Genomic DNA, 25,717 nt, shown 5'->3' on the forward strand with positions numbered 1-25,717 from the left:
GGGCGAGTTTGGAATGAGGCGCACCCCGTGCAGCATGAGAAACGTCATTGGAGCTCGCTCGCGCCAGCCGATCTCGAAGCAAGCGTGGCACGAGCGAGCCGACGCCTTTTGGGAGGCATAGCTATGAGTGTGACCCCCGCGCAGCCCGTCCTGTCAAACCCTGGCGTTAGCCCCTGGTCGATCGCCACGGTCATCGTTGTGGTGGTCATCGTCGTCCCGCCGAGCTTGCTCAATTCGACGTTGATGACTCTGACCACCTTGTTTGCCCTGTTCGTGGGCGCGAGTGTGCCAGCAGTGAAGTACAGCAATCGGGGCGACCGTCGCTGACCGGTCTCGACCTCAGCGGCGCGTTTGACCTGCGCTGCAGATCTCACCGACCGGACTGCCCGTAAGGGGGCGGTGGCCGGACCCCGATCACGCAGCGCCTGATAACCGACTGGCGGGACAAGACGGCCCCCGAGGGCGGCCAAGCTGACGCTGGTTCGATCTGGTCCAGCGCCCGCCGCCTCACTGGCCGCAGACGGCTCCTTGCCGGCCCTGCCCGAGTCCTCACCGCCGGGGCCGGGTGGGGCACTTGAGTTGACCCCGGCCCCGGCCGCCCTGAGCGTGAACCAGTCAAACCCTGGGAACTGATCCCACCGGGGCTGGCGTCGTCGTCCACAGTGAGGCCCCGGGGCGGGTACGGATCTAGGCTGATTTGGAGGGGAGCAAGGGGTGGAGGCACACATTGGGCAGGTGATTGGTGATGACCGTTACGAGCTTATCCGAGAGCTGGGGGAAGGCGGTTTTGGGCGGGTCTGGCAAGCCCGAGACCATGTCCTTGGCGTAGATGTGGCCATCAAGGAAGTCAAGTTTCCCGCCGATCTGGCACCTGATCAGCGCGCTGAACTTTTGGTTCGCGCCAAGCGAGAAGCCCGGAATGCCGCCAAGCTTCGAGATAACCCCAATGTCGTCACAGTTCACGATGTCCTGGAGATTGACGCTTCTCCCTGGATTGTCATGCAGCTTATCGAGGGAAAATCGCTACGCGAAGAGCTCATGAATGGGCCCTTGTCTGAAGATAGGGCTATTGTCCTAGCGCGAGGGCTGCTCAAAGCGCTCGAAGCGGCTCATGAGAAGGGGATCGTCCATCGAGATATAAAGCCAGCCAATGTGTTGATCGCATCCGATGGTAGTTTTCTACTGACAGACTTCGGAATTTCGAAGCATCAGCTGGACACGCAGCTCACGGCGACCAACATCCTCATGGGGACGCCCGGTTACACAGCCCCGGAGTGCTGGCAAGGAACTCCCGCCGGCGCCGCGTCGGACGTTTACTCCGTTGGGGTCACCTTGTACGAGGCCATCGAGGGGGAATTGCCATTCCCGTGCGACGTGTATCTTGCCGCGCTGACTCAGCCGCCGCGCACCATGGAGAAGGTGAAGCGCCTGTCAGGCATTCTGCTAAAGATGCTAGGCGGAGACCCGAGCCGACGTCCGACCACCAGTGAGGCACGTCAAGCGGTTGATTTTTCTGCTTCAACGGTGACGGTTCCTGGCACGGATATCACTGAGCCTGGGGATCGAAAGCTTCAGCAAGAAGTAACGTTCGTATCTGATAGGAGGGAGATTTTTCGTCGATTCTTTGTGGCCTACTCCCTTTTCTGGCTTCCCTGTACGGTCGTGCTGGGTGTCGTTCTCGGGCTTAATGCCCACAACGCTGATAGTCTATATTGGCTGGGAAATAATTTGATTGCCGGCCTGGCGGTGGGAATCGCGACTTCCGCCGCGCTCTGGGAACTCATTTCGTTGATCTCCGCAGCTACCTCGATGAGCATTATTAGCGATGAGGTGCAAATTAATCTTGATCATATCTCGGTGAGCTCTTCGAGTCGCGGGAATCCCCTTTTCTTCACCGTTAGCTGGAGCGACGTCGAGCACGTATCAATTTCGGGATCTGGTAGGGCGGAAGCGGTATTTGTGTGGTTCCTTCCCGGTCGGAAGCCGTCTCAGAGCTGGACTGACGACAATCGCCTTTCCCGGAGGCCTGACGGGAGCATACGAATCTACCCTCTAGGTGGCTGGTTTAAGCCGACTCGTATTCCGATGTCGCGGATCAGGGGGCCCCTCCGCAGGTTTGCCGCGGAGCGTTATGTTGAGTCCGTGTGAAATTCGACGCTGGCCTCATGCAGACTGCGGCGAGACTTTGGCGACTGCCTGTCGCGCCGCACTGGTCGGCGGGGCTGGGCAGCACTCCGTGCCCCACGCTTGCTCCATCAGGCGGTACGCCACCGGCTATCACGGCACATCGCGGACTGTGGGCCAAGTATCGGCCCCGGCCGATTTCGCTGGTCGGGGGCCGTTCTCCTGCGGAGTCTGTGGGATTTGAACCCACGGTGACATCGCTGCCACGACGGTTGAAAGAAACGTCTCTGCTGCAGCACAGCACCGGGGTGCGTACGGCGAGGACGCCGAGGAGCGCGCCGACATGATCGCTGCCGCTTTGCGACGCGGTGGGGCGGAGTCGGAGGAAGCGGTGATCTTCGGCGACACGGTGGCAGACGTGGAGGCGGGAGCGGCGAACGGTGTTTTCGTCGTCGGCGTCGCCACCGGGAGGACCAGCCGTGAGGAACTGGCCGAGGCCGGAGCGGGTGTCGTGCTGGACGACCTGACGGACACGGATCTCGTGGTCCGGCTGGCCGAGCGGCTCACGCCGGACGCCTGACTCGGAGGCAGGAGCCGTTCCGCAGCTCGCTTGTGCGAGGACTTCATGTATTGCAGACCAGTTCGATCGGCTCACATGAGGTCGATCTGGGATTCATCCCTGCGACGGCAACGTCAATGACTCTCCGTCACGTCCCGGTCCGCGATAGTGATCACCGTTGTCAGTGATCATCTCGCCGATGCCGCCTGTGCCTGGAGCAGAGGGCGGTCCGTCGGCGTCCCCCAAGGAGCGCAGAATGTTCCAACCGCGTGCCCTGTCCCGGGTCCGGTCCCGTGTCCTCGCCGTGCTGAGCGCGGCTGCCGTCGCCTGTGGGCTGGCCGTCGCCGCGCCGGCTGCGCCCGCTTCGGCTGCTGGATTCGTCGTCAGCCAGGCGCAGTTCAACCAGATGTTCCCGAGCCGGAACTCCTTCTACACCTACCAGGGCCTGATCGACGCGCTGAGCGCCTACCCCGCCTTTGCCCACACGGGAGACAACGCGACGCAGAAGCGTGAGGCTGCCGCGCTGCTCGCCAACGTGAGCCACGAGACCGGCGGTCTCCGCTACGTCGTCGAGCAGAACACCGCCAACTACCAGCACTACTGCGACAGCAGCCAGCCCTACGGCTGTCCCGCAGGTACGGCCGCCTACTACGGCCGCGGGCCGCTTCAGCTGAGCTGGAACTTCAACTACAAGGCGGCCGGTGATGCCCTCCACATCGACCTGCTGCACAACCCGTGGGCCGTGGAGAAGGACCCCGCGACGTCCTGGAAGACCGCGCTCTGGTGGTGGAACACCCAGAACGGCGCGGGGACGATGACGGGCCACGACGCGATGGTCAACGGCCGGGGCTTCGGCGAGACGATCCGCAACATCAACGGTGACCTGGAGTGCAACGGCAAGAACCCGGACGAGCGCAACGACCGGATCAACCTGTACAAGCAGTTCGTCGGGATGCTCGGCACCGACGTGGGTCCGGGCAACCTCTCCTGCTGATCCTGTGACGGCCGTCGGTCCCTCGCCTGCGATGATGACGTGCAGTCGAGGCCGACGGCCGCACGAAGCGGGGAGCGGTGGAGCAGGGGGAGCGGGCAGTGCCGACGGTGGCGCGGGCGGGGAGGTTCGAGGACGGGGCGTGCCGGCACATGCTGGTGTGGCGGGCCGGTCCCGGCTGGCGCATGATCAGCAGCGCCGTCCTCGGTGGTGGGATCGGCGCGCGTGCGTGGGTGCTGAACGCGCAGGTGCGCCCCGGCTACAGCCGCATGGATCCGGACCGTCACCTCGCCGAGCTCGCCCGCTCGCAGGGACTGACCGGCCCCGGCGTCGGGCTGATGACGGCCGCCCAGGTCGACGGCGTCACGTGGGCCGAGGAGGGCGGCGTCTCGGCGACAGTGACCACCGGGATCGGGCTGCCCGTCTGGGCCGCCGACCCGAACCCCGCACTGCGCGAGGCGGGCGAGGGCGCGGGTTCCGCCTACCGGCCGGGGACGATCAACATCCTGGCCGTGGTGCCTGCTCCGGTCGCCGACGGTGGGCTGGTCAATCTGCTCGCCACGGCCACCGAGGCCAAGGTGCAGGGCCTGCTCGAAGCGGGCTACTCCTGCTCCGGCACCCCGTCGGACGCCGTCTGCGTGGCGGTCAGAGAGCCGTTGCCGGGTGAGAATCCGGATCCCTTCGGTGGTCCGCGGTCCATCTGGGGCTCGCGGTTGGCACGCGCCGTGCGCGACGCGGTGCGTCAGGGCGCGCTGGACGACCGGGCCCGGCGCGCTCAGGGCGAGCCCGCCGTCCACGCCGGGCCGACCGCGTCGTGCGCAGTGCGGGATGTCCGGCGACTTGGGCCTGCTCGGCTGTTGGAGCCCTCAGGTCGGGCTTCGGCGGAGCTCCGGGGCGTGGCTGTCGGGCCGGATGAGGTCGAGGATCGCCGCGACGTCGGCGTCCGTGAGTTCGTGCCGTACGACCCGGCCGTCCTGCGTTCCGGCGACGGTGCCACCGACGCGTAGCAGGCGCAGCGCGGTTCACGCCTCGTACCGGGCGGCGAGGGTGCGCACCGTCTCGGCGATGCGGTCGCGGAGTTGGACCGGCTCCAGGACCTCGATGTCGGCGCCGAGCCGGAGGAACTCCCCGTGGGCGTGGCCGATCGACTCGATGGGCACCCGGGTCTCGGTCCATCCATCCTGGGCCGCTCCGTCCCCCGACGCAGTGACCCCGAGCCGTCGGACGCCCTCCGGGGTGAGCCGGACCAGGGCCTCCCCGGTGTGCAGCCGGGCGTGGAAGTCGGCCAGGCTGCTGCTCCAGTGCGCGGCCAGGTCGAACGCGTCCGGGACTGCGAACTCCTCGTCCAGCATGCGGACTTCGAGGATCTGGTCGACCCGGTAGGTACGGATCCCGGACGGCCCGGCGGCGACCAGGTACCAGCGTCCGGCTTTGAGGATCAGCCCGTACGGCTCCACCCGCCGCTCGATCTCCTCCGGTGCCCGCCAGCGCAGGTACCGGATCAGCACCGCGCGCCGCGACCACAGGGCGTCGGCGACCACGGGCAGGTGCGGCACGGGGTCGGCCTCGCCGTACCAGCCGGGGGCGTCGAGCAGGAAGCTCTGCCGGATCCGCTCGGCGTGCTCGCGCAACTGCGTCGGAAGCGCGGCCCGCAGCTTGAGCTGGGCGGTCACCAGTGCCTCGCCGACGCCGAGTTGGGCGGCGGCGTCCGGGAGCGCGGTCAGGAACGCGGCCTGCGCCTCGTCCGCGGTGAGCCCGGTGAGCCGGGTGCGGTAGCCGTCGAGCAGTTGGTAGCCGCCCTCGTGCCCGGCCTCGCCGTACAGCGGGATGCCGGCGGCGGCGAGGGCGTCGACGTCCCGGTAGACGGTGCGGACGGAGACCTCCAGCTCCTCGGCCAGCTGCCGGGCCGTCATCCGGCCCCGGTTCTGGAGCAGCAGGAGCAGGGTGACCAGTCGGCTCGCGCGCATGGCGCCCAGTATCCACGCGATCCCCATTCGCTGACAGAAGATGTCAGTGGAGCGTGCCTAACCTGCGTCGCATGAACGACTTCGACTTCCTGCACGGCTCCTGGGACGTGGCCAACCGCCGTCTCACCACTCCGCTCGGCGGCCCGGACGCGCACATCTGGGAGGAGTTCCCCGGCCACTCCGTGATCCAGCCGCTGTTCGGAGGGGCCGGCAACATCGACGAGATCACTTTTCCCACCCTCGGCCGCCAGGGCGTGACGCTTCGGCTCTTCGACCCCGAGACGAAGCAGTGGTCGATCCACTGGGCCAGCAGCAGGACCGGCCGACTGGACCCGCCGGTGGTCGGCGGCTTCACCGGCGACCGTGGCCACTTCTACGGCGAGGACACCTACGACGGGTGCCCGATCCGGGTGCACTTCACCTGGCACCGCCTCGGCTCGGACGCCGCCCGCTGGGAGCAGGAGTTCTCCGCCGACGGGGGCCGCACCTGGGAGCTCAACTGGACCATGGACTTCACCCGCGCCAGCACCCCCACCCGCGTCGGTCGGGACCACTCGTGAGCATCGTCGAACTCCGGCAGTACACCCTGCATCCCGGCGCGCGGGAGACGCTGATCGAACTCTTCGAGCGGGAGCTCGTGGCCGGTCAGCAGGCGGTCGGCATCAGCGTGGGCGGGCGCTTCCGCGACCTGGACGACCCGGACCGCTTCGTCTGGCTGCGCGCCTTTCCCGACATGGCACACCGTCGGCGCTCGCTGGAGGCCTTCTACACCGGCCCGGTCTGGCGCGAGCACCGCGAGGCGGCCAACGCCACCATGGTCGACAGCGACGACGTGCTGCTGCTGCGCGGACCGGGCTTCGCGCCGACGCCCGGCACGGCTGAAGTCCTCGCCACCGTCTGCCACCCCGGCGACGCGGCCGACTTCGACGCGTACGCCGCCCGGCATCTGGGCCCGCACCATGCGCTGCACCGCACGGAGCACGCCGAGAACGACTATCCGCTGCTGCCGGTCCGTGCCGGAGAGGACGTCCGGGTCTGGTTCGGCCCGGCCGAGCCGCCGCCGCCCGGGCCGGTCCGGCGGCTGCGGCTGGAGCCCGTGACGCCCTGACGCCCGTGACGCCCGTGACGTCCGTGACACCCGAACGGAACTGACGCGGCGTCAGTCCTCCGTGCGGCGCAGTAGGTAGCTGTCCATGATCCAGCCCTTGGCCTCGCGGGCCTCCAGGCGCAGCCGGGAGATCTCCTCGGCGGTCTCGGCGAGCGGGCCGGAGACCAGGATCTCGTCCGGCGTGCCGAGGTAGGCGCCGTAGTGGATGTGGACGCCCTCGGGGTCGATGCCCGTGAAGGCGGCCTTCCCGTCCAGCATCACCACCGCGTCCTCCGCGCCCGGCGGAAAGCCGTCGGCGGCCAGGCGGCGGGCGGTGGTGATGCGGACCGGGCGGCCGACCCGGGTCAGTGTGGTGCGGTGCCGGGCGGCGAGCACGGAGGGGCTGCTGATGCCCGGGATCACGTCGTAGCTGAAGGCGGTGGGGTCGTCGGCCAGGATCTCGTCGAGGACGGCGGACACGCTGTCGTAGAGCGCCGGGTCGCCCCAGGCCAGCAGCGCGCCCGTGCCGTCCGGCGCGATGTGCTCCTCGATCAGGCCCGCCACCAGCTCGGCCCGACGCCGCCGCCAGTCGTGGACCGCCTCCCGGTACGCGGGGGTGGCGCGGTCGCGCTCGGCGTCCGGGACCTGGACCAGGCGGTGCCCGGGGCGTCCGTGCTCCTCGATCATGCGCAGGCGCAGTTGGACGAGCTCCTGTCGCTGGTCGTTCTTGTCGAGGAGGAGGAAGACGTCGGTACGGGCGAACGCCTTGACCGCCTGAAGGGTGAGGTGGTCCGGGTCGCCCGCGCCGATGCCGATGACGTTGATGTGCCGCATGGGGAAGATTCTTCCGGATGCGGTTCTCCCGTCCGGAGCCGGGAGGGTGATCAGCGTTTCACGCCTCGGCACGCGGGCGCCCACGTGCCGAGGCGGCAAGCTCGTCGAGCTACCGCAGCGTCTCCGCGAGGAAGTTGAAGATGGTCTGGTGCAGCTGGAACATCGCGCCCTCGTGGCAGTGCTCGCCGGCGCCGTCGGCGGCGCGCATCAGCACGTGCGTGTGCGGCGCCTTCAGCTCCTCGGCCAGCTTGTTGGACTGACCGGCGAAGACCTTGTCGTTCTCGCCCTCCAGGATCAGCACGGGCGTCTGGATCCGGTGGATGTCGTCCGTGGTCAGCGTGTAGTCGCGGGTGCTGCGGACGTACTCGGCGAAGTTCGCGACGCCGTTGACCCAGACGCCGTTCTGGAGTCCCCAGCGGGCGTTGGTGTCGTTGGCGGCCAGGTCCTCCAGCAGCGGGATCGCCTCGGTGTCCTTGCCGTCCTCGACCAGGCGGAGCGTGGGTGCGGGGATCGGCGGGTAGGACGCGTAGAAGGTCAGCAGGCCGTCGTTGCAGACGATCGCCGCCGAGCGGTGGTCGTTCGCCGCGTACCGTGCCACCAGGTAGCCGCCGAGGCTGTAGCCGAAGTGGACGATCTTGCTGTTGTCGATCTCGGGCACGCCCATGGCGTAGTCGACGACGGGACCGAGCACGTTCTCCCAGTCCGGGCGGTACGGCATCTTCTCCTCGCGGATCATCCAGCCCTGGCCGGGGCCGTCGTAGGCGAGGAAGTTGTAGCCGCGGCGCAGCGCCGCCGCGCCGATGACCCAGTAGCCCTCCTCGCGGGTGGAGTCGAAGCCGTTGGTGTAGATGACGGTCGGCCGCGGCTCGCCGCTGTCGTCCACCAGGAACAGGTAGCCGGGGATGTGGCCGCCCTCGTAGGGGATGGAGACCTCGCGGAACGGGCCGTCGAGCAGCCCACCGGCCTTGACCATGTAGTCCTTGGACAGCCGGGACAGCTCAAGCACCAGCGGGTCGTTGACCGGGTCCTGGCGGCGGTAGAACTCGGCCGTCCGGTAGTAGCTGGACGCCCGCAGGAAGGCCTCGCGCGCGCTGACGGGGTCGCCCGCCTGGAGCGAGTCCTCACCGCGCTTCGCGGTGCGCTCGGCGGTGGCCTTCCACGCCGCGGTCCACGCCTCCTCGTCGCCCTCGGGGATCAGGGCCGAGGTGACCAGGACCTCGCCGATGTCGGCGCCGGCGTCGCCCGCGAATCCCGCGGTGCGCAACGTCTCGAACTTGAAGGCCTGGTCCTTGAAAATGAAATCCACCGGAATTCCCTCCACGGGCGAGCATGTCGTCCGGGCCCTTTGTGGGCACGGACGTATTCGTCGGCGACACCACGGATCCGACGTTTCGTCGGTTACTGCGGCTGCCGTGGAATGAACGTAACTCGGCGTCTGGGCAGGGCGCTTGGCGAGCATTCCGGTTCGGCGGCGCCCGGCGTCGGGACGGAATGGCGCGAATTCGGTGGAGGGGTGGGTTTAGCCGCTGGTGGTGCGCACGGCGTCGACTTCACGCCAGGGCTTTTCGCCACGTGGAAACCGGATCGAGAAGTGCAGCATCAGGCAATTCGGAGTACACGTACAAGCCATTCCAGCGCACCCTCGACATCCTCGGCGACGGGCACGCCCGCAGGGGCAGGCGGTCGCTGGACCACGACGACGGGCAGGCCCAGCTCCCTGGCTGCCGTCAGCTTCGGGGCCGTGGCCGCGCCGCCGCTGTCCTTGGTGACCAGGACGTCGATCCGGTGGTCCCGCAGCAGCGCCCGTTCGCCGTCCAGGGTGAACGGGCCGCGGTCCAGGACCACCTCGACGTTCGGCGGGAGCGGCGGGGCCGGTGGGTCGACCGAGCGGACCAGGAACCGGAGCCGGTCCAGCGCGTGCAGACGGTCGGGGCCGGTGAACGGGGCCAGGTCCTTGCGGCCGGTGGTCAGGAAGACCCGACTGCCCAACTCCGGCAGCACGGCGGCGGCTTCGGCGAGTGAGGCCACCGGGTGCCAGCGGTCGCCCGCGACCGGACGCCAGCTCGGGCGGCGCAGCGCGAGCAGCGGCACACCCGTCCCGGCCACCGCGACGGCGGCGTTGGCGCTGATCCCGGCGGCGAAGGGATGGGTGGCGTCCACCACGGCCGACACCTGCTCCGCGCGCAGCCAGGCGGCCAGACCGTCCGCGCCGCCGAACCCGCCGACGCGGACACCTCCGTCCGGCAGCGCCGGTTGCTCCACCCGCCCCGCGAGCGACGTGGTCACCCGCAGGGCAGGAGAGCGCGCCGCAAGCTCCGCCGCCAGCAGCCGGGCCTCGGTCGTGCCGCCCAGGACCAGGACGTGCCCGTCATCGCGAGCGTGGTGGGCAGGCATCGACATGACGAAGCGTCAGTTTTCGCTGGTGTCCGCGGACTTGCCGTCGAATGCGGCCAGGATCCGCTCGGCGGCCAGGGTCGCCGTCAACTCGCCCGACCGGACCTGGGCCTCCAGCTCCGGGGTGACCGCACGGACGCCCGGGTGCGCCGAAAGGCGCCCCAGCAGCTCGTCGCGGACCATGGACCAGGCCCAGTCGACCTGCTGCGAACGGCGTTTGGCGGTCAGTCTGCCGGTCGACTCCAGCAGCGTGCGATGCTGCTCCAGCCGCTCCCAGACAGTGTCCAGCCCGGTGGACTCCCGCGCGCTGCAGTGCAGCACCGGCGGCGTCCAGGCCGCGTCGGCGGGATGCATCAGCCGCAGCGCGCCCGCCAGTTCGCGGGCGGCGGCGCGGGCGTCGCGCTCGTGCGGGCCGTCGGCCTTGTTGACGGCCAGGACGTCGGCCAGCTCCAGCACGCCCTTCTTGATGCCCTGGAGCTGGTCGCCGGTGCGGGCGAGGGTGAGCAGCAGGAAGGAGTCGACCATGTCCGCGACGGCCGTCTCCGACTGGCCCACGCCGACGGTCTCGACCAGGATCACGTCGTAGCCCGCGGCCTCCATCACCACCATCGACTCGCGCGTGGCCTTGGCCACGCCGCCGAGCGTCCCGGCGCTGGGGGAGGGGCGGACGAACGCCGCCGGGTCGACCGCCAGCCGCTCCATCCGCGTCTTGTCGCCGAGGATGGAGCCGCCGGTCCGGGTCGAGGACGGGTCGACGGCCAGCACCGCGACCCGGTGGCCCATGCCGGTCAGCATGGAGCCGAAGGCGTCGATGAACGTGGACTTGCCCACGCCGGGCACGCCGCTGATGCCGATCCGCCGGGCCTTGCCGGAGTAGGGCAGCAGCGCCGTCAGGAACTGCTGTGCCAGCACCCGGTGATCGGGACGGGTGGACTCGACGAGGGTGACGGCGCGGGCGACGAACGCCCGCTTCCCGTCGAGCACACCCTTGATGTAGGCGTCCAGATCTATGCGCATCCGCCGGTCCGCGACTACAGCTCGACGTGCAGGTCGCTGTGACCGAGCGAGGCGCCGAGGCGCTGCACCAGGTCGTAGGCCGCGTCCGGGATCACCGTGCCGGGCGGGAAGACCGCCGCCGCGCCCATCTCCAGCAGCGTCGGGACGTCCTGCGGCGGGATGACGCCGCCCACGACGATCATGATGTCCTCGCGGCCTTCGGCCGCAAGCTCCTCGCGCAGCGCGGGCACCAGCGTCAGGTGACCGGCCGCCAGCGAGGAGACGCCGACGATGTGGACGTCCGCCTCGACGGCCTGACGCGCCACCTCGGCCGGGGTCTGGAACAGCGGGCCCACGTCGACGGTGAAGCCGAGGTCGGCGAAGGCGGTCGCGATCACCTTCTGGCCGCGGTCGTGGCCGTCCTGGCCCATCTTGGCGACCAGGATGCGCGGACGGCGACCCTCGGCCTCCTCGAAGGAGTCGACCAGGGCACGGGTGCGTCCGAGGGACGGGGACTCGCCTGCTTCGGTGCGGTACACACCCGCGATGGTACGGATCTGGCTGGTGTGCCGCCCGTAGACCTTCTCCAGTGCGTCGGAGATCTCACCGACCGTCGCCTTCGCGCGGGCGGCGTTGACCGCGAGCGCGAGCAGGTTGTTGTCCAGGCCCGAGCCGGAGTCCGAGCCCGAGCCGCGCTCGGCGGCGGCGGTCAGCGCCCGCAGCGCGTCCTGGGTCGCCGTCTCGTCGCGCTCCTCGCGCAGCCGCCGCAGCTTGGCGATCTGCTGGGCGCGCACCGAGGAGTTGTCGACCTGGAGCACGTCGATCTGCTCGTCGCTCTCCACCCGGTACTTGTTGACGCCGATCACCGGCTGGCGACCGGAGTCGATCCGGGCCTGGGTGCGGGCCGCGGCCTCCTCGATACGGAGCTTCGGGATGCCCGCGTCGATGGCCTTCGCCATGCCGCCGGCCGCCTCGACCTCCTGGATGTGCTGCCAGGCCCGCCGGGCCAGGTCGTAGGTCAGCCGCTCGACGTAGGCGGAGCCGCCCCACGGGTCGATGACGCGGTTGGTGCCCGACTCCTGCTGCAGCAGCAGCTGGGTGTTGCGGGCGATGCGCGCGGAGAAGTCGGTCGGCAGGGCCAGCGCCTCGTCCAGCGCGTTGGTGTGCAGCGACTGGGTGTGGCCCTGGGTCGCGGCCATGGCCTCGACGCAGGTGCGGGTGACGTTGTTGAACACGTCCTGCGCGGTGAGCGACCAGCCGGAGGTCTGCGAATGGGTGCGCAGCGACAGCGACTTGGGGTTCTTCGGGTCGAACTGCTTGACCAGCTTGGCCCAGAGGAGGCGGGCCGCGCGCATCTTGGCGATCTCCATGAAGAAGTTCATGCCGATCGCCCAGAAGAAGGAGAGCCGCGGCGCGAAGGTGTCCACGTCCAGGCCCACGGCCTGACCCGCCCTCAGGTACTCCACACCGTCCGCGAGCGTGTACGCCAGCTCCAGGTCGGCCGTCGCCCCCGCCTCCTGGATGTGGTAGCCGGAGATGGAGATGGAGTTGTAGCGCGGCATCTTCTGCGAGGTGTACGCGAAGATGTCGGAGATGATCCGCATCGAGGGCTTCGGCGGATAGATGTAGGTGTTGCGGACCATGAACTCCTTGAGGATGTCGTTCTGGATGGTCCCCGCCAGCTTCTCGGGCGGCACCCCCTGCTCCTCGGCCGCCACGATGTAGAGGGCGAGAACGGGCAGCACGGCACCGTTCATGGTCATCGACACCGTCATCCTGTCCAACGGGATCCCGTCGAACAGCTGGCGCATGTCGTAGATCGAGTCGATCGCGACGCCCGCCATGCCGACGTCGCCGGTGACACGCGGGTGGTCGCTGTCGTAGCCGCGGTGGGTCGGCAGGTCGAAGGCGACCGACAGACCCTTCTGACCCGCCGCCAGATTGCGGCGGTAGAAGGCGTTCGACTCCTCGGCGGTGGAGAACCCGGCGTACTGGCGGATCGTCCACGGCTGGTTGACGTACATCGTCGGGTACGGACCGCGCAGGTACGGCGCGACACCCGGGTACGTGCCCAGGAAGTCCAGGCCCTCGACGTCCTGGCCGGTGTAGAGCGGCTTGACGGAGATGCCCTCGGGCGTCTCCCAGAGCAGGTCGCCGACGCTGCTGCCGGTGGTCTCCTTGACCGCCGCGCGCCACTGCTCCTCGGTGGTCTCGGGCGGAGCCCCGGCGCCGAGGTCGACGTGCGTGAAGTCGGGAATCTGCGTCACGCCGGGGCTCCCATGAGGTCGAGGGCGGAGGAAAGGACGGCCGGCGCGTCGCAACCGGCGAAGACGTAGGCGTCGACATGCGCGTACTCGGCGGGTCGACCGGCGAGGTAGACGCGCGTCGCGCCCGCGGTGCGGAGCGCCTCGGCGACCGCCTCGGCCTGCTCACCGTAGAGCTCGTCGCTGGAGCAGAGGCAGGCGATCGCCGCGCCGCTGGCGGTGAACGCCTCGGCGACGGTGCTGGCGTCCACGGACACCGGGTCGTGCACGGGCTCGATGCCGCCCGCCTGGAACAGGTTCGACGCGAAGGTCGCGCGCGGGGTGTGCGCCGCGGCCGGGCCGAGCGCGGCGAGGAAGACGCGCGGGCGCGCACCGGTCGCCGCGAGCTGCGCGTCCGAGCGGGAGCGCAGCGCCTCGTAGGCCTCGTCGCGACGGACCCGGGGGAGGCCCTTGCCGTTCCCGGCCGCACGACCGAGGGGACGGATCCAGTCCGAGGCGACCTCCTCGCGGACGACGGGCGTCTCGGCCAGGTTCGGGAACTCGCTGACGCCGGTGATCGGCTCCTTGCGGCGGGCGAGCTTCTTGCTGCGCTCAGCCCAGGTGGCCGCGATCCGGTCGGCGACCATGCCGGAGCGCAACGCCGCCTCCTGGCCGCCCGCCCGCTCCAGCTCCTGGAAGAACGCCCAAGCGGCGTGGGCGAGTTCGTCGGTCAGCTGCTCCACGTACCAGGAGCCGCCCGCCGGGTCGGTGACCCGGCCCAGGTGCGACTCCTCCAGCAGGATCGACGAGGTGTTGCGGGCGATCCGGCGGGCGAACGCGTCCGACAGCCCGAGCTCGTGGTCGAACGGCAGCACCGTCACCGCGTCGGCACCGGCGACCCCGGCCGCGAGGCAGGCGATGGTGGTGCGCAGCATGTTCACGTAGGGGTCACGCCGGGTCATCATCACCGGCGAGGTCACGGCGTGCTGCACTTGAGCACCGGCAGCGGCACCGGCGCTCGTGCCGGCGTCCGCGCCCGCCCCGCTCGCCTCCGCGACGCGGGCCCAAAGGCGGCGCGCCGCACGGAACTTGGCCACCGTCAGGAACTGGTCGGCGGTGGCCGCGTAGCGGAACTCCAGCTGACGGCAGGCGGCGTCGACGGAGAGCCCCGCCCCCGTCAGCAGCCGCAGGTAGGCGACGCCGGTGGCCAGCGAGCAGCCGAGCTCCTCGGCGGCCGAGGCGCCCGCCTCGTGATACGGCAGCGCGTCCACGGTCAGGGCGCGCATCCCCGGGTAGCGGTCGGCGCAGAGCTTGGCCAGCTCGACGGCGTCGGCGGTGTCCTGCTCGGCGACCGGCTCGCCGGTCCTGGCGGCCAGCCCCAGCGGGTCCGCGCCGAGCGTGCCGCGGACGGCCTCGGGGGCGACGCCCTTGGCGTCGTAGATCCGCAGCAGCTCGCGTGCGGCGGCAGCGGTCTCGCCGCCCGCGTCCAGCGCGACCGGCGCGAGGTCGAGGTAGACGCCGTCCAGCGCACGGGCCAGCTCCGCGACGGGCACGCCGCCGCCGGATTTGCCCACGGCCAGCCAGACGGAGGTGACGCCGTTCTCCAGATCGGCGAGCACGGCCTCGTTGCAGCGGTCGGCCTCCGGCCGCTCGTGCCGCTGGCGCACGTCCCAGCCGGTCGAGGCGGGCGCGGCACCCCGGACGTACGGCGCGAAGCCGGGGAACCCGGCGGCGTCCTGCGCGGTTTCCCGGGCCGCGTCGCGCGCGGTGCTCTCGGCCGTGTAGAGGGGAGCGACGACGAGGCCGTCCTCCAGTGCCGTCGCCAGCGCCTCCTCGGCAGCCGCGCCCGACACGTCCTTCCCTGACTTGCGCAGCACCCCGGCTACAAGGCTCTGCCACTGGTCTCGGGTGGCATCGGGGAATTCGGCAGCGAGCGAGAGCCCGTCATCAGGCACGACTGTCATGCAAAGGATGCTAGAGCAGCGGCCTTGAGGTTCAGCAGAGCCAACCGTTGTGATGTATCCCTCTCCGAACCTGCATGTCAGGGGGTCAGGACGAGCGAGCCCTCCGGATGCGGATGCCTCCCCGTGACCAGGTACACCACGCGCCCGGCCAGCGACGCGGCATGGTCCGCGTATCGCTCGTAGTAGCGGGCGGTCAGGGCAACGTCGACGGCCGTCTCGATGCCGTGCGGCCAGTCGGCCTCGCCGAGCCGCGCGAAGACCGCGCGGTGCAGCTGGTTCATCTGGTCGTCCGCCTGCTGGAGCCGCGCCGCCTCCTCCGGGTCCCGCGAGGCGATCACGTCGGCGGCCTGACTCATCAGCTGGTACGCCAGCGCCCCCATGTCGCGGACGGTGGCGCGCAGTTCGACCGGAACGGCCGAGACCGGGTGCCGCATCAGGGCCAGCTCGGCGACATGACGCGCCAGATCTCCGGACCGCTCCACCTCCGCGCCCATCCGCAGCGCGGTCACGACGATCCGCAGCTCGGTGGCGACCGGTTGCTGACGGGCCAACAGCGCGACCGCCCGGTCCTCCAACTCCTGCCGCCGCCGATCCACGGCGCGGTCCCCCTGGACGACCGCGAGCGCTGTCCGCTCGTCCGCCTCCAGCAGCGAATGCGTCGCCCGACTCATCGCGGAGGCGACCTGCCGCGTCATGTCGACGAGCCCGTCGCCGATCGCCGCCAGCTCCTTGTGGTAGGCCTCACGCATCGGGGGCTCCTTCCTCTTCGTTCCCGAACACTCATGTTCGCGACGTGGGCGAGGACGGGAGAAGCGCTTTAGCGGACCCCTGACGGCTCGTTGCCGAGATCCCTACGCGGCGGGGACCAGCGAGGACAGGTGTGCGTGCCCTCCGGACGGACAGCTGAGTACGCGTACTCATGCGGACTGAGCATCAGCACCGGCAGGGTGAGTGCTCATGACCGAGTCGGACCCCGAACTCCCCCCGCACCGGCGGCGCAGCTGGCGCCCACAGGAGAGGGCGCCGCTCGGGACGGACGTTCCCGTCGCCTTCTTCCTGTTCCTCGTCGAGGCCTGGTTGTTTTTCTGGGCTGCGCTGGCCTGGGGAATGTCGGGGTGGGCCGGACAGACGGCGGCGCAGGCCGATGAGGCCACGCGGGCGGGGATCTCCCGGTTGGAGCACCTGCTGATCGCGGCAGTGGTGTGCGGCGTGATCGCGGCGCTGCTCCGCGCGCCGTGCAGTTCGGCGTCGCAGCTTGTGATCGCCGCCGTCCTGGCGTTCATGGTCCTGCTGGCACAAGGGGGTTACGACCAGGCGCACCAGCCGGCGCCATCGTCGAGCCCGAGCGTCTGGTACGACCCCTGCTACAGCGGGAGCCATGGGCCGTCCTGCACGTGACGTCCGGGCTCGCGCCGGGGGTTCACCTTCGGGCGTGTTGTTGCGGAAGCCTGCGCGGTGGCGACCGCGACATGGCACTGTGTCACCAGTTGATCACGCCTTGTTTCGTAGGAGACCTGTCATGGCGAATGTCCCCGCCGACCTCAAGTACACCGACGACCACGAGTGGGTGCAGCAGGAGAAGAGCGACACGGTGTCGGTCGGCATCACCGACTACGCCCAGAGCCAGCTCGGTGACATCGTGTTCCTGGAGCTGCCGGAGGTGGGCCGGGCCATCAAGGCCGGTGACCCGATCGGCACCATCGAGTCGGTCAAGTCGGTCTCCGAGCTCTACAGCCCGGTGAGCGGCGAAGTGGTCGCGGTCAACGCGGACGCCGTCGACAGTCCCGAGGACGTGAACGACGACGCCTTCGCGACGTGGCTGATCAAGATCAAGCTCGCGGCGGGCAGTTCGACCGACGGCCTGCTCGACGCCGCCGCGTACGGGAAGCTCATCGGCTGACGGTCCGTCACGTCGTCACGTCGCTGTTGTGGCGGGACGGCCTGCGGGCACCGGATGACGTGGCCGCAGGCCGTCCCCCGCGCTGATTCAGGTCAGTTCATCCACGCGGTGCAGCCGCCGCCGTTGTCCTGGTCGTACATGCAGACCTGGAGCTGGTGGACGCCGTCACCGTGGTACATGTTGCCCGCAGTGGCGAAGCCGTACGGAGAGGCCGTGTTGTACTGCGGGGTGCCGTAGCCGCCGGTGCTCAGGTTGCGCTGCTGGATCGAGATGGTGCAGTCCGTGGCACCGGCCCAGACCTCGCCGTAGCCGTAGGAACCGCTGTACAGGTCCAGCGCCGCGCTGCAGCCGTCCGGAGTCTGCGACGCGGTGTAGTAGACGCCGGTGGATGCGAACGCGGTGCCCATCGACAGCGCCAGGCTGGCGGTGACGACGCCGCCGCCGAGCAGCAGCCTCTTCACGATGCGCTTCATCGTCAGCAGACCTCCTCGGACGGCGAGTAGACCCTGCCGACGGACGTGCCGTCGACAATGACCGCCGCCTGCGCCTGCACGTAACAGGAGACGCGCCAGTTCGTGGAGCCGCCCCAGACCACGGCCGATCCGTCGACCGTCGAGTTGAAGCTGCTGGTGTCGTTGTAGGACCCGTTGGAGTTGATCCACTGGGATCCGGTGACCTGGTGCAGCTGGGAGTCGTCGACCACCACGTAGGGCTGCCAGTAGCCGTTCCCACCGAGGTGGATGCAGCCGGTGACGGTGACGTCCCCGTACGTGACGGAGGTGCCGCAGTAGTAGGAGTCGGCCGCGTGAGCCGCCGTGGCGCCGAGGCCGACGATGCCGACCGTGGCCAGGCCGAGCGCTGCGGCGCTCGTCGTCAGTCGCTTCACGAGTTTCATGCGATTCCCCTCTCGCTCCCGCTTGTCGGGAGCGCCCTGTGCCTCGGACCGCGCGTGGTGCGGGCAGCGGCCGAGGACGTGGTCAACGATCGACGGTCCGTGACCAGGCCGCTACGCTTTTGCGCGGTCGTGCAAAGGGTCTGAAGCCGCGGCACGTCGCTCAACGTCGGGCTCACGCCGGTCGAGATCGTCGAGGCGCTGTTGCAGTCCGCCGGGTACTGCGGCTTCCCCCGTGCCATCAACGCGACCAGGGTCGCGCAGGAGATCTTCGCCGAGCGCGGCCTGCTCCCCGTGGAGGGGACGCAGCCACCCTGATGCCCAGTCCCTGCGCTATTCCGGGGTCTGCGTGCAGATGGACTGCGACCAGGGGGAGTCGCCGTAGGAGTTGTCGGCGCGGAGCCAGATGCAGATGTTGTCGCCCGAGTACTGGGAGTCGATGGTGTAGCTGCTCGCGTTCCCGACGGGGATGACGCGGTCGGTCCGGTCGCTCCTGTTGCCCGCACCGTCGTTGGTGTACCGGATGTCGTAGCTGGTCGCGCCCGAGACGTGGTTCCAGCTCACCAGGATCGGGATCTGGGCGTAGCCCACGTAGAACCCCTGGAAGTAGGCGCTCCAGTGCGTCACCGTGCCGGGTGCGGAGCCGCTGGGCGGGCGCGTCGAGCCACCCGTGGAACCACCGGACGTGCCACCGGTGTTGCCGCCGGAACCGCCTCCGTTGGTGGCTCCGTTGGTACCGCCGGTGCCGGTGTTGCCGGACGTCGACCCGCCGGTCGTCCCCGCCGACGCGCTGCCGGTCGAACCGCCGCCCGTCGAGCTCGGCTTCGCCGTCGGGCTCGTGCCCGACGAGGCCGACGCCGACGCGGACGCGTGGGACGACGGCGTGCCCGAGCCGCTCGCCGACGGCGACGCGGAGTTCGAGGTGCCCGTGGTCACCTGGACCGTGGTGCCGGAACCCTTCGGGTCCGGGCCGTTCGCAATGCTGAACGGGGAGAAATTGGGCAGCAGTGCCACCGTGGCGGTCGCACCCGCAGCAACGAGGATCGGGACGACCGTGAACAGCACACGCCTGCGGCGCCGGGGCTGCTCGGCCTGCGGCGCGCCGCCCAGCACGATCGGAGTGCCGCCGCTCGGAGCAGGAGACGCGGCGGGCGCAGCTGACACGGCCGGTGCGGCAGGCACCGCCTCCTCTGCCAGCGCCATCGTCGGCGCGTCCGTGCCGGCGAAGGCCGACCGCTGGGCCAGGACGCCCATGACCTCCTGCGGCCAACCGGGCTTCGGCGCACCGCACTTCTGCCGGCCCAGCTCGTACAGCCGCTCCGCACTGGGCCGCGCCTGCGGGTTCTTGTCCAGGCAGGCGGCGACGACCTCCGCGAGCTCGGAGTTGAGCTCGCGAATCCGGGTCAGGTCGGGCTCGGTGTGGACGATGCGGTAGAGCAGGTCCACGCCCGAGCCGTCGCCGAAGGGAGGCTCCCCGGCCGCCGCGTAGGCGAGCATCGCGCCCAGCGCCCAGACGTCCGTCGCGCCGCTGAGGTTCTTGACCGCGTTGGCCTGCTCCGGCGACATGTAGGCGGGGGTGCCCATCATCACGCCGGTGCGGGTCAACCGGCTCTGGTCGGCCGCGCGCGCCACGCCGAAGTCGATCAGGGTGACGCCCTGCTCGGTGAGCATCACGTTGGACGGCTTGAGGTCGCGGTGCACCATGTCCAGCGCGTGCACGGCCTTGAGCCCGGCCGCCGCCTCACGCAGCAGCAGCCACAGCATCGGGACCGACAGCGGACCGCCGTGCAGGTCGAGCGTCTGAGCGAGTGTCATGCCGGGGATGTACGCGGTGGCGAACCACGGGGGTCGGGCCTCGCGGTCGCTGGCCAGCAGCTCCGCGCTGACGTCCTTCGGGAGCCTGGCCAGGTTGTCCAGCTCGTGGCCGAAGTGCCGCAGGAAGTCCCCGTCCTCGGCGAAGGCGGGCAGCACCTGCTTGATCGCCGCGTATCTGCCGTCGACCACGCCCAGGTAGACCCGGCCCATGCCGCCGGAACCGAGCCGTCCCAGCAGCGGGATCGATCCGACCTTCCGCGGGTCCTCGTCCCCGAGAGGTGTGGCCCCGCTCCCCGTAAGGTCGAATCGCTCCGACCCGTTCCCCGTTTCAGCCACGCAACGTGCTCACAATCCCGGAATGTCAACTGTTCCCGTAGGCCCCGCGAGTCTACGAGAAGATCGTCGGCAGTTCCGCATGCAGTGATCGGTGCGGCCGGTTCTCCATCCTCCCCACATATCTGACGCAGCGTCAAGAAGACGATCCCTGACCGGGACGGATATGCGGGCTGTCCCGGTATTCTGATGGTTCGTCAGGACCCGGTTCGTCAGGACGCTGCGGGAGCCACCGCGTAGAGGCTGAGACCGTACGGCTCGGACGAGACCAGCCGCACGTCGCCGCTCAGGTCGGACGGCAGCGTGCCGGCGGGGACGCCGATCCACCGCACGTGGTAGCGGCGCAGCGTCGCCAGCCGCTCGGCGTGCGTGGTGGCCGGGTTGAAGAAGGCCCAGGTCGCGTCGGAACGCGCGGTGCTGTCGGTGAGGAACACGTCCATGTACGCGGGCGCTACGGTCGGCATGCCGTGGGCGGGTGCGACGCGCAGCATGTAGTAGTCCTCGGTCATCAGCGTCCCCGTGGCGGCCGTGGTCTGCGCGGACGGGAAGTGCCAGGTCGACGCGTCCCACAGGGCGACGACGTGGACGCCCGCGTCCGTCAGCGGCGCCTGGAGGCCGGGCAGCGCGAAGGCGAGCACGCCCGCCTGCGTCCACAGCCCGACGGCCGCCGCCACCCCGGTGACCGCCAGCGCCACCGGGCGCAACAGCCGTGCGACACCGGTGCGGGCGCTCTCCGACCGGGTGGGCAGCAGCTCGTAGGCGAGCGCGAGCTGCGCGGAGAGCATGACGGCGGGCAGGATCCGGCCCATCGCCCACTCGTGGGTGAGCCCACCGGCGGCGAAGAGGCCGAGCGAGGAGACGAAGAGCAGCGCCAGCGGATCCAGGCGGTCCCTGCGGAACCGCAGCGCGAGCGCCGGAACGCCCAGCAGCGCCAGGCCGTAGTGCCGCCCCATGGCCAGGTAGAGCGGCTGGTGGATCCGGTTGAGAGCGTCCGCGCTGCCGCCGAGCGCCCAGAAGTCGTAGTAGGGCCAGACGCTCACGACCACCGCGCAGACGACGACCGCGCCCGCCGCGTGCGCGAGCAGCCGCAGCCGGTCCGGCCGGGTGCGGGCCTTTCGCCACAGCGGGCCGCAGGCCATGGCCGCCAGGCCGAGCCCGGCGGCGATCCCGGTGAACTGGTGGATCAGCAGGATGACGCCGAGACAGGCGCCCATCGCGGACAACCACAGCCCCGGACGCGCACCCCCGTCGCGGGTGCTCCGGCGACGGCACCAGGCCCACAGGTTGAGCGTCAGCGCCAGGGCCGCCGTGCTGGGGTAACCCACGCCCAGCGCCAGGGAGTTGAGCGAAGGGAACCCGCTCCAGTCGAAGAGCTGCCAGCCCCACAGGCCGACCAGCAGCGCCATGGCGAGCGCGGGCGCGAGGAGGCGGTCGGTGAAGCAGCGGGTCAGCCGCACGACGCCGATCGCCAGCACGAGGACGAAGCAGGCGGCGCTGATGCTGACGACCGCGTGCGCCGACAGGCCGGTGAGCCGGCCGAACAGTCCCTGGGGGATCGTCAGCGGCGAGTAGTAGGGGCTCGATTCGGTCGTCCCGGTCAGCGGATCGACCGGTGCGCCCGGGGAAGCGGCGGCCCGCAGCGCCGTCGCCAGGTGCACGCCGAGGTCGCCGTCCCAGGGCAGCCGGACGCAGACGGGCAGAGCGAGCAGGAACACGCCCACGACCAGCAGCGCGTCCAGGGCCTGCCCCCGGCGTATGCGCAGGCGGCGGCCCGCGTCACTTCCGGTTGCACCTGCGGCGCGGGGGACCGAGCCGGTGACTGACGTCGTCATGTGGGGGACACTCCGCCGCGATCCGATCAAGGGGACACGGCAGCTTGGCACACCTACCTGTGGGCGTTCCACGGGAACCCGACCTTGGGCTTTCCACTGGGTGAACTCGCGATGCGCGCCCCGTGCGCGCCCCCGTGCGCGCCCTGGTCACGGCGCGTCAGGAGTGCGGTCCGCCACGGCCGAGCGTCTGCTCCGGGGTCGCGCCGGGACGCGTCCACTGCGGTACCGGTCGGCTGGTCGGGGCCCAGTCGGCGTTCCCGTCGGCGTCGGACCGCCAGTACCAGCAGGCGTGGTTGCCTTCGAGCCAGCCTTCGGGCTTGTCCTCCCAGGTCTCGCCGCGACCGTAGGGGGTCATGTCGAGCAGTCCGAGTGACGGGTTCGCCGGCTCGTTGCCGCGTCCCGTCGTGGAGTAGGTGAGGAAGGTGCGGTCGCCGTCGTGCAGGAAGCTGGTGAGGTAGCCCATGTCCCCGCCGACCGGCTCCGGCAGGCCGCGCACCGAGTACCACGGCTGGGTGTAGCCCATGAACTCGGTGAAGGCGGCGACCTCCTCCCAGGGGCCCGTGGTCAGCAGCGCGAACGAGACGCCGCGTTCGTTGAGGTAAACGGCGTCCCTGAGGTGCCAGGCCGTGGTGGTGCAGCCCTCGCACTGTCCCTGGTGCGGTGCGCCGTCGTACCACATGTGCTTGTAGACGAGGAGCTCGTCGCGGCCCTGGAAGAGGTCCAGGAACGGGACCGGACCGTCCGGTCCGACGACCTCGACGGATCCGTCGAACTCCACCATCGGCAGCCGTCGGCGTGCTGCGGCGATGGCGTCGCCCTCGTGGGTGTGTGCCTTCTCGCGGAGCAGCAGCTCGTCCCGCGCGGCCCGCCAGGTGGCCAGGTCCACGACGGGCGGACGGCCCGGCGTGTTCGGCTCGCGCGGCTCACGCGGTGGGTTCGGCGTGTTCGGTGCGGACGTCATGGTGTCCTCCGTGGTGAACGGATCCCCGACCCGGCCAAGCCTGCCCGCCCGACCACCGCAGAACAACCGGACACGCCCACCACGGCGCGCAGTGAGGTCACAGCCGCGCATGTCACAGGACGCCGGGCTACCTCGTCTCAAGGGGTGTAGCCGATGACGAGCACGGAGGAGCACCCGATGGAACCGCGTCTCAACTTCCTCGCCCAGCCGACCGCGGGCAAGGCACTCAAGCACCTGATGACGGCGGGCGCGCTGCTGCGGGAGTCGGCGCTCCCCGCCGCCACGCAGGAACTGGTCTCGCTGCGCGTCAGCCAGATCAACGGCTGTGCTGCCTGCATCGACATGCACACCAAGGAGGCCACCGCCGCCGGCGAGACCGCGCTGCGGCTGCACCTGGTCGCCGCCTGGCGCGAGGCGACCGTCTTCACCGAGGCCGAACGCGCCGCGCTGGCCCTGGCCGAGCAGGGGACGCGTACGGCGGACGCGGGCGAGGGCGTCAGCGACGAGGTCTGGGAGCAGGCCGCCAAGCACTACGACGAGGAGCAGCTCACCGCGTTGGTGCTGCTGGTCGGCTTCATGAACCTGGCCAACCGCATGAACATCATCACCCGCCAGCCCGCCGGCGACTACCAGCCCGGACAGTTGCAGCACTGATCGATGTGCACGGGGCATGATCCGGTGGAGGATCACCGGATCACCGGATCGCCGGTTCAGGAGAATCACCGGTTCAGGGGAGAGGAACGGATATGAACGACGCGGACCGGGTCAAGGAGTTCGAGGCGCTGCGCCCTCTCCTCTTCTCGATCTCCTACCGGATCCTCGGCAGCGTGGGGGAGGCCGAGGACGCGGTACAGGAGACCTGGTTGCGCTTCGCCGCGTCGACCACCCGGCCCGCCTCGACCAAGGCCTACCTCTCGGCCGCCGTCACGCGGCTCTCGATCGACGTGCTGCGGTCGGCGCGCGTCCGGCGCGAGGAGTACGTCGGGCCGTGGTTCCCCGAACCGCTGCTCGCCGACCCGTACGAGGACCCGGAGCGCGCGGTGGAGCTGGCGGACTCATTGTCGACGGCCGCGCTGGTCCTGCTGGAGCGGCTCAGTCCGCTGGAGCGCGCGGTCTTCGTGCTCCGGGACGTGTTCGGCTTCGAGTTCCCGGAGATCGCCGCGGCGGTCGAGCGCACGGAGGCGGCGTGCCGCCAACTCCTGGTCCGCGCAAGGCGGCACATGCAGGCAGGGACACCGCGCTTCGAGGCGGACCGGACGGAACGTCAACAGCTGGCCGCACGCTTCTTCGACGCGCTGAAGGACGGCGACGTGGACGGACTCCAGCAGCTGCTGGCCGCCGACGTGCAGCTCGTCGGGGACAGCGGCGGCAAGGCGCCCCGACTGGCCAAGACTGTCCTGGGCGCGTCGAACGTGGCCCGACTGCTCGGGGCGGTCTACCCCGCGCTGCTCGGCATCGACGTGACGTGCGAACCGCACGATCTCAACGGCGAGCCGGGCGCGATCTTCCACGACCGCGACGGCAAGGTGCTGCAGACGCTGGTCCTTGACATCGCCGACGGGCGCATCCAGGCCATCCGCGCGGTCGCCAACCCCGACAAGCTCGCCCACCTCGGCCCGGTCGCCGACGCCTGGGCGCTCGACCGCGAGTTCCGCGCGTCACGCCGCTCCGGGCGCTGAGCTCGCGTCTGCTCAGCTCCGCTCGGCGACGGCCCGGGCGCAGGACATGGGGTCGGCGTGGGTGGTGTCCACGACCAGGTCGTAGTCGACGCCCTGGTGGACCGTCTCGGCCTGGAGCGCGGCCATTCCCGCCGCCCGGTCGCCGCGGGCGGCCTCGCGGGCCGCGGCGACCGCGCTGTCGCAGCGCACGCCGACCCAGAGGACGTCCAGTCCGACAAGCGCCTTGCGCCAGCGTCGTTGCGACGCCGCCTGACCGAGGAAGACGTCGTCGACCACCACCCGCGCCCCCGCGCGGGCCATCGCGCCGACGCCCTCCCGCCAGGCCGCCTCCAGCGCGTCGAACTCGGCCCCGACGTTCACGGTGCCGTCGTCGGCGATGTCGATGCCGGTGTCGGATCCCTGCATGGACACGGGCAGCGCCCCGATGAAGGTGTCGACGCTGAGGGAGAGCCAGCGGTCGGGCAGGATCTCCTGCAGACACCGGGAGATGCTGGACTTGCCGGAGCTGGAGCCGCCGTTGAGGACGATCACGTGAATGGTCACCGGGTCACCTCGGCGTTGTCGGGGCCGTCGGAGGGGCTTGCCCCGGCTCGCGCAGCATGAAGACGTCGACCGGGTCCTCGGTGTCGACGCGGAAGCCGTGGCGCTCGTACAACCGGCGTGCCGGGCTGCCCTGCAGGACGTTCAGCCGTACCCGCGCGCCGGTCCGGTCGCAGGCGTCCAGCAGGACGCGCAGCACGCCGGAGCCGATGCCCCGGCCGTGCAGCCGTGGCGCCAGGTAGAAGTGCTCCAGCCAGTGCGCGTCGGCGGCGGGCCGCAGCGCCACACAGCCTGCGAAGTCGCCGTCCACCTCGACGATCCGCGTGCACGAGGGGTCGAAACCCTCGCGCAGGCGCTGCCGGACCCGGCGGGCGTCGTAGCGGCCGAGCCGCTCCAGGTCGCCCCTGAGTACGACCGCGCGCAGCTCGGCGACCTGTTCGACGTCGGTCGCCGACGCGTTCCGTAGCTTCCAGGCGTCCATGATCGGGATTCTAAGGGAGCCTGCTCGCACGCTGTCCGTCTTGACCTGTTTGTTCCTCAATTCCCGCTCGGCGCCCGTGTGATGGCAGTGCGTAAGTTGAGCAGGGTGGGCTCAAGGCATGCTCC

Annotated in this window: 26 protein-coding genes and 1 pseudogene; 12 read left to right on the forward strand and 15 right to left on the reverse strand. The window is 70.2% G+C overall.

Annotated elements, in window-relative coordinates:
• Positions 1 to 123: 123 nt before the first annotated feature.
• The 5 genes from I2501_RS01800 to I2501_RS01820 all read left to right on the forward strand — a co-directional run bounded on the left by I2501_RS01800 (position 124) and on the right by I2501_RS01820 (position 4,681).
• Positions 124 to 327, forward strand: a complete 204-nt coding sequence (locus tag I2501_RS01800; protein WP_196191955.1) for a hypothetical protein — start codon at positions 124 to 126, stop codon at positions 325 to 327.
• 387 nt (positions 328 to 714) lie between these two features.
• A complete protein-coding gene (locus tag I2501_RS01805; RefSeq protein WP_196191956.1) occupies positions 715 to 2,148 on the forward strand; it encodes a serine/threonine-protein kinase in 1,434 nt (477 codons plus the stop codon).
• Positions 2,149 to 2,380: 232 nt separating this feature from the next.
• A complete protein-coding gene (locus I2501_RS01810; RefSeq protein ID WP_328806176.1) occupies positions 2,381 to 2,704 on the forward strand; it encodes an HAD family hydrolase in 324 nt (107 codons plus the stop codon).
• Positions 2,705 to 2,939: 235 nt separating this feature from the next.
• Complete coding sequence (locus I2501_RS01815) at positions 2,940 to 3,677, forward strand: chitinase (RefSeq protein ID WP_196191958.1); 738 nt, start codon at positions 2,940 to 2,942, stop codon at positions 3,675 to 3,677.
• 98 nt (positions 3,678 to 3,775) lie between these two features.
• Entirely contained in the window at positions 3,776 to 4,681 is a 906-nt protein-coding gene (locus tag I2501_RS01820) for an adenosylcobinamide amidohydrolase (RefSeq protein ID WP_408022695.1), read from the forward strand.
• Positions 4,682 to 4,696: 15 nt separating this feature from the next.
• On the opposite strand, the gene I2501_RS01825 is transcribed toward I2501_RS01820, so the two are convergent.
• On the reverse strand, positions 4,697 to 5,641 hold the full coding sequence (locus tag I2501_RS01825; RefSeq protein WP_196191959.1) for a helix-turn-helix transcriptional regulator: 945 nt from the start codon (positions 5,639 to 5,641) through the stop codon (positions 4,697 to 4,699).
• 71 nt (positions 5,642 to 5,712) lie between these two features.
• Here I2501_RS01825 and I2501_RS01830 point away from each other — a divergent pair, with 71 nt between their 5' ends.
• Complete coding sequence (locus I2501_RS01830; protein ID WP_196191960.1) at positions 5,713 to 6,201, forward strand: hypothetical protein; 489 nt, start codon at positions 5,713 to 5,715, stop codon at positions 6,199 to 6,201.
• Positions 6,198 to 6,749 carry an NIPSNAP family protein gene (locus tag I2501_RS01835; protein WP_196191961.1) on the forward strand — a complete coding sequence of 184 codons (552 nt, stop codon included), beginning with the start codon at positions 6,198 to 6,200 and terminating at the stop codon, positions 6,747 to 6,749. The genes I2501_RS01830 and I2501_RS01835 overlap by 4 nt, the downstream gene beginning before the upstream one ends.
• A 51-nt stretch (positions 6,750 to 6,800) precedes the next feature.
• Here I2501_RS01835 and cobF read toward each other — a convergent pair whose 3' ends face one another.
• The 7 genes from cobF to phoU all read right to left on the reverse strand — a co-directional run bounded on the left by cobF (position 6,801) and on the right by phoU (position 15,908).
• Complete coding sequence (cobF, locus tag I2501_RS01840; RefSeq protein WP_196191962.1) at positions 6,801 to 7,562, reverse strand: precorrin-6A synthase (deacetylating); 762 nt, start codon at positions 7,560 to 7,562, stop codon at positions 6,801 to 6,803.
• 109 nt (positions 7,563 to 7,671) lie between these two features.
• Positions 7,672 to 8,868, reverse strand: coding sequence for an alpha/beta hydrolase family protein (locus tag I2501_RS01845; RefSeq protein WP_196191963.1), 1,197 nt, complete (start codon positions 8,866 to 8,868; stop codon positions 7,672 to 7,674).
• 293 nt (positions 8,869 to 9,161) lie between these two features.
• Entirely contained in the window at positions 9,162 to 9,962 is an 801-nt protein-coding gene (locus I2501_RS01850; protein ID WP_236045726.1) for a cobalt-precorrin-6A reductase, read from the reverse strand.
• Between the two features lie 9 nt (positions 9,963 to 9,971).
• The gene (gene meaB, locus I2501_RS01855) at positions 9,972 to 10,973 is read right to left on the reverse strand and encodes a methylmalonyl Co-A mutase-associated GTPase MeaB (RefSeq protein WP_196191964.1); all 1,002 of its coding nucleotides are present in this window, start codon (positions 10,971 to 10,973) and stop codon (positions 9,972 to 9,974) included.
• Between the two features lie 14 nt (positions 10,974 to 10,987).
• Positions 10,988 to 13,219, reverse strand: a complete 2,232-nt coding sequence (scpA, locus tag I2501_RS01860; RefSeq protein ID WP_408022696.1) for a methylmalonyl-CoA mutase — start codon at positions 13,217 to 13,219, stop codon at positions 10,988 to 10,990.
• Positions 13,216 to 15,159 carry a methylmalonyl-CoA mutase family protein gene (locus I2501_RS01865; RefSeq protein ID WP_196191965.1) on the reverse strand — a complete coding sequence of 648 codons (1,944 nt, stop codon included), beginning with the start codon at positions 15,157 to 15,159 and terminating at the stop codon, positions 13,216 to 13,218. The genes scpA and I2501_RS01865 overlap by 4 nt, the downstream gene beginning before the upstream one ends.
• Positions 15,160 to 15,236: 77 nt before the next feature.
• Positions 15,237 to 15,908 (reverse strand): phosphate signaling complex protein PhoU, encoded by a 672-nt coding sequence (gene phoU / locus I2501_RS01870; RefSeq protein WP_196191966.1) that lies wholly within the window; start codon positions 15,906 to 15,908, stop codon positions 15,237 to 15,239.
• A gap of 208 nt (positions 15,909 to 16,116) precedes the next feature.
• On the opposite strand from phoU, the gene I2501_RS01875 reads away from it, so the two are divergent.
• The gene (locus I2501_RS01875) at positions 16,117 to 16,557 is read left to right on the forward strand and encodes a DUF6234 family protein (RefSeq protein ID WP_196191967.1); all 441 of its coding nucleotides are present in this window, start codon (positions 16,117 to 16,119) and stop codon (positions 16,555 to 16,557) included.
• 121 nt (positions 16,558 to 16,678) lie between these two features.
• Positions 16,679 to 17,059, forward strand: coding sequence for a glycine cleavage system protein GcvH (gcvH, locus tag I2501_RS01880; RefSeq protein WP_196191968.1), 381 nt, complete (start codon positions 16,679 to 16,681; stop codon positions 17,057 to 17,059).
• A gap of 92 nt (positions 17,060 to 17,151) precedes the next feature.
• Here the strand turns inward: gcvH and I2501_RS01885 are convergent, their stop codons facing one another.
• Together I2501_RS01885 and I2501_RS01890 are read right to left on the reverse strand one after the other, a co-directional pair.
• Positions 17,152 to 17,532: a hypothetical protein gene (locus I2501_RS01885; protein WP_196191969.1), complete on the reverse strand. Its 381-nt coding sequence runs from the start codon at positions 17,530 to 17,532 to the stop codon at positions 17,152 to 17,154.
• A 2-nt stretch (positions 17,533 to 17,534) separates the two neighbouring features.
• The gene (locus I2501_RS01890; RefSeq protein WP_196191970.1) at positions 17,535 to 17,954 is read right to left on the reverse strand and encodes a hypothetical protein; all 420 of its coding nucleotides are present in this window, start codon (positions 17,952 to 17,954) and stop codon (positions 17,535 to 17,537) included.
• A 156-nt stretch (positions 17,955 to 18,110) separates the two neighbouring features.
• Between I2501_RS01890 and I2501_RS01895 the strand changes: the two are divergent.
• A pseudogene (locus I2501_RS01895) lies at positions 18,111 to 18,269 on the forward strand (carboxymuconolactone decarboxylase family protein); the annotation flags it as partial.
• Positions 18,270 to 18,284: 15 nt separating this feature from the next.
• Here I2501_RS01895 and I2501_RS01900 read toward each other — a convergent pair.
• From I2501_RS01900 to I2501_RS01910, 3 genes are all read right to left on the reverse strand, one after another.
• Positions 18,285 to 20,102: a serine/threonine-protein kinase gene (locus tag I2501_RS01900; protein ID WP_196191971.1), complete on the reverse strand. Its 1,818-nt coding sequence runs from the start codon at positions 20,100 to 20,102 to the stop codon at positions 18,285 to 18,287.
• 209 nt (positions 20,103 to 20,311) lie between these two features.
• Complete coding sequence (locus I2501_RS01905) at positions 20,312 to 21,931, reverse strand: hypothetical protein (protein ID WP_196191972.1); 1,620 nt, start codon at positions 21,929 to 21,931, stop codon at positions 20,312 to 20,314.
• A 157-nt stretch (positions 21,932 to 22,088) separates the two neighbouring features.
• Complete coding sequence (locus I2501_RS01910; RefSeq protein WP_196191973.1) at positions 22,089 to 22,892, reverse strand: DUF899 family protein; 804 nt, start codon at positions 22,890 to 22,892, stop codon at positions 22,089 to 22,091.
• A gap of 177 nt (positions 22,893 to 23,069) precedes the next feature.
• Here I2501_RS01910 and I2501_RS01915 point away from each other — a divergent pair, with 177 nt between their 5' ends.
• Both I2501_RS01915 and I2501_RS01920 read left to right on the forward strand, forming a co-directional pair.
• Positions 23,070 to 23,546, forward strand: coding sequence for a carboxymuconolactone decarboxylase family protein (locus I2501_RS01915; protein ID WP_196192319.1), 477 nt, complete (start codon positions 23,070 to 23,072; stop codon positions 23,544 to 23,546).
• Positions 23,547 to 23,638: 92 nt separating this feature from the next.
• A complete protein-coding gene (locus I2501_RS01920; RefSeq protein ID WP_196191974.1) occupies positions 23,639 to 24,571 on the forward strand; it encodes an RNA polymerase sigma-70 factor in 933 nt (310 codons plus the stop codon).
• Positions 24,572 to 24,583: 12 nt separating this feature from the next.
• Here I2501_RS01920 and cpt read toward each other — a convergent pair whose 3' ends face one another.
• Both cpt and I2501_RS01930 read right to left on the reverse strand, forming a co-directional pair.
• Complete coding sequence (gene cpt / locus I2501_RS01925) at positions 24,584 to 25,114, reverse strand: chloramphenicol phosphotransferase CPT (RefSeq protein ID WP_196191975.1); 531 nt, start codon at positions 25,112 to 25,114, stop codon at positions 24,584 to 24,586.
• Between the two features lie 4 nt (positions 25,115 to 25,118).
• Complete coding sequence (locus I2501_RS01930; RefSeq protein WP_196191976.1) at positions 25,119 to 25,592, reverse strand: GNAT family N-acetyltransferase; 474 nt, start codon at positions 25,590 to 25,592, stop codon at positions 25,119 to 25,121.
• Positions 25,593 to 25,717: the final 125 nt, after the last annotated feature.

The sequence above is a fragment of the Streptacidiphilus fuscans genome, from assembly GCF_015690355.1.
GTDB classification, from domain to species: Bacteria; Actinomycetota; Actinomycetes; order Streptomycetales; family Streptomycetaceae; genus Streptacidiphilus; species Streptacidiphilus fuscans.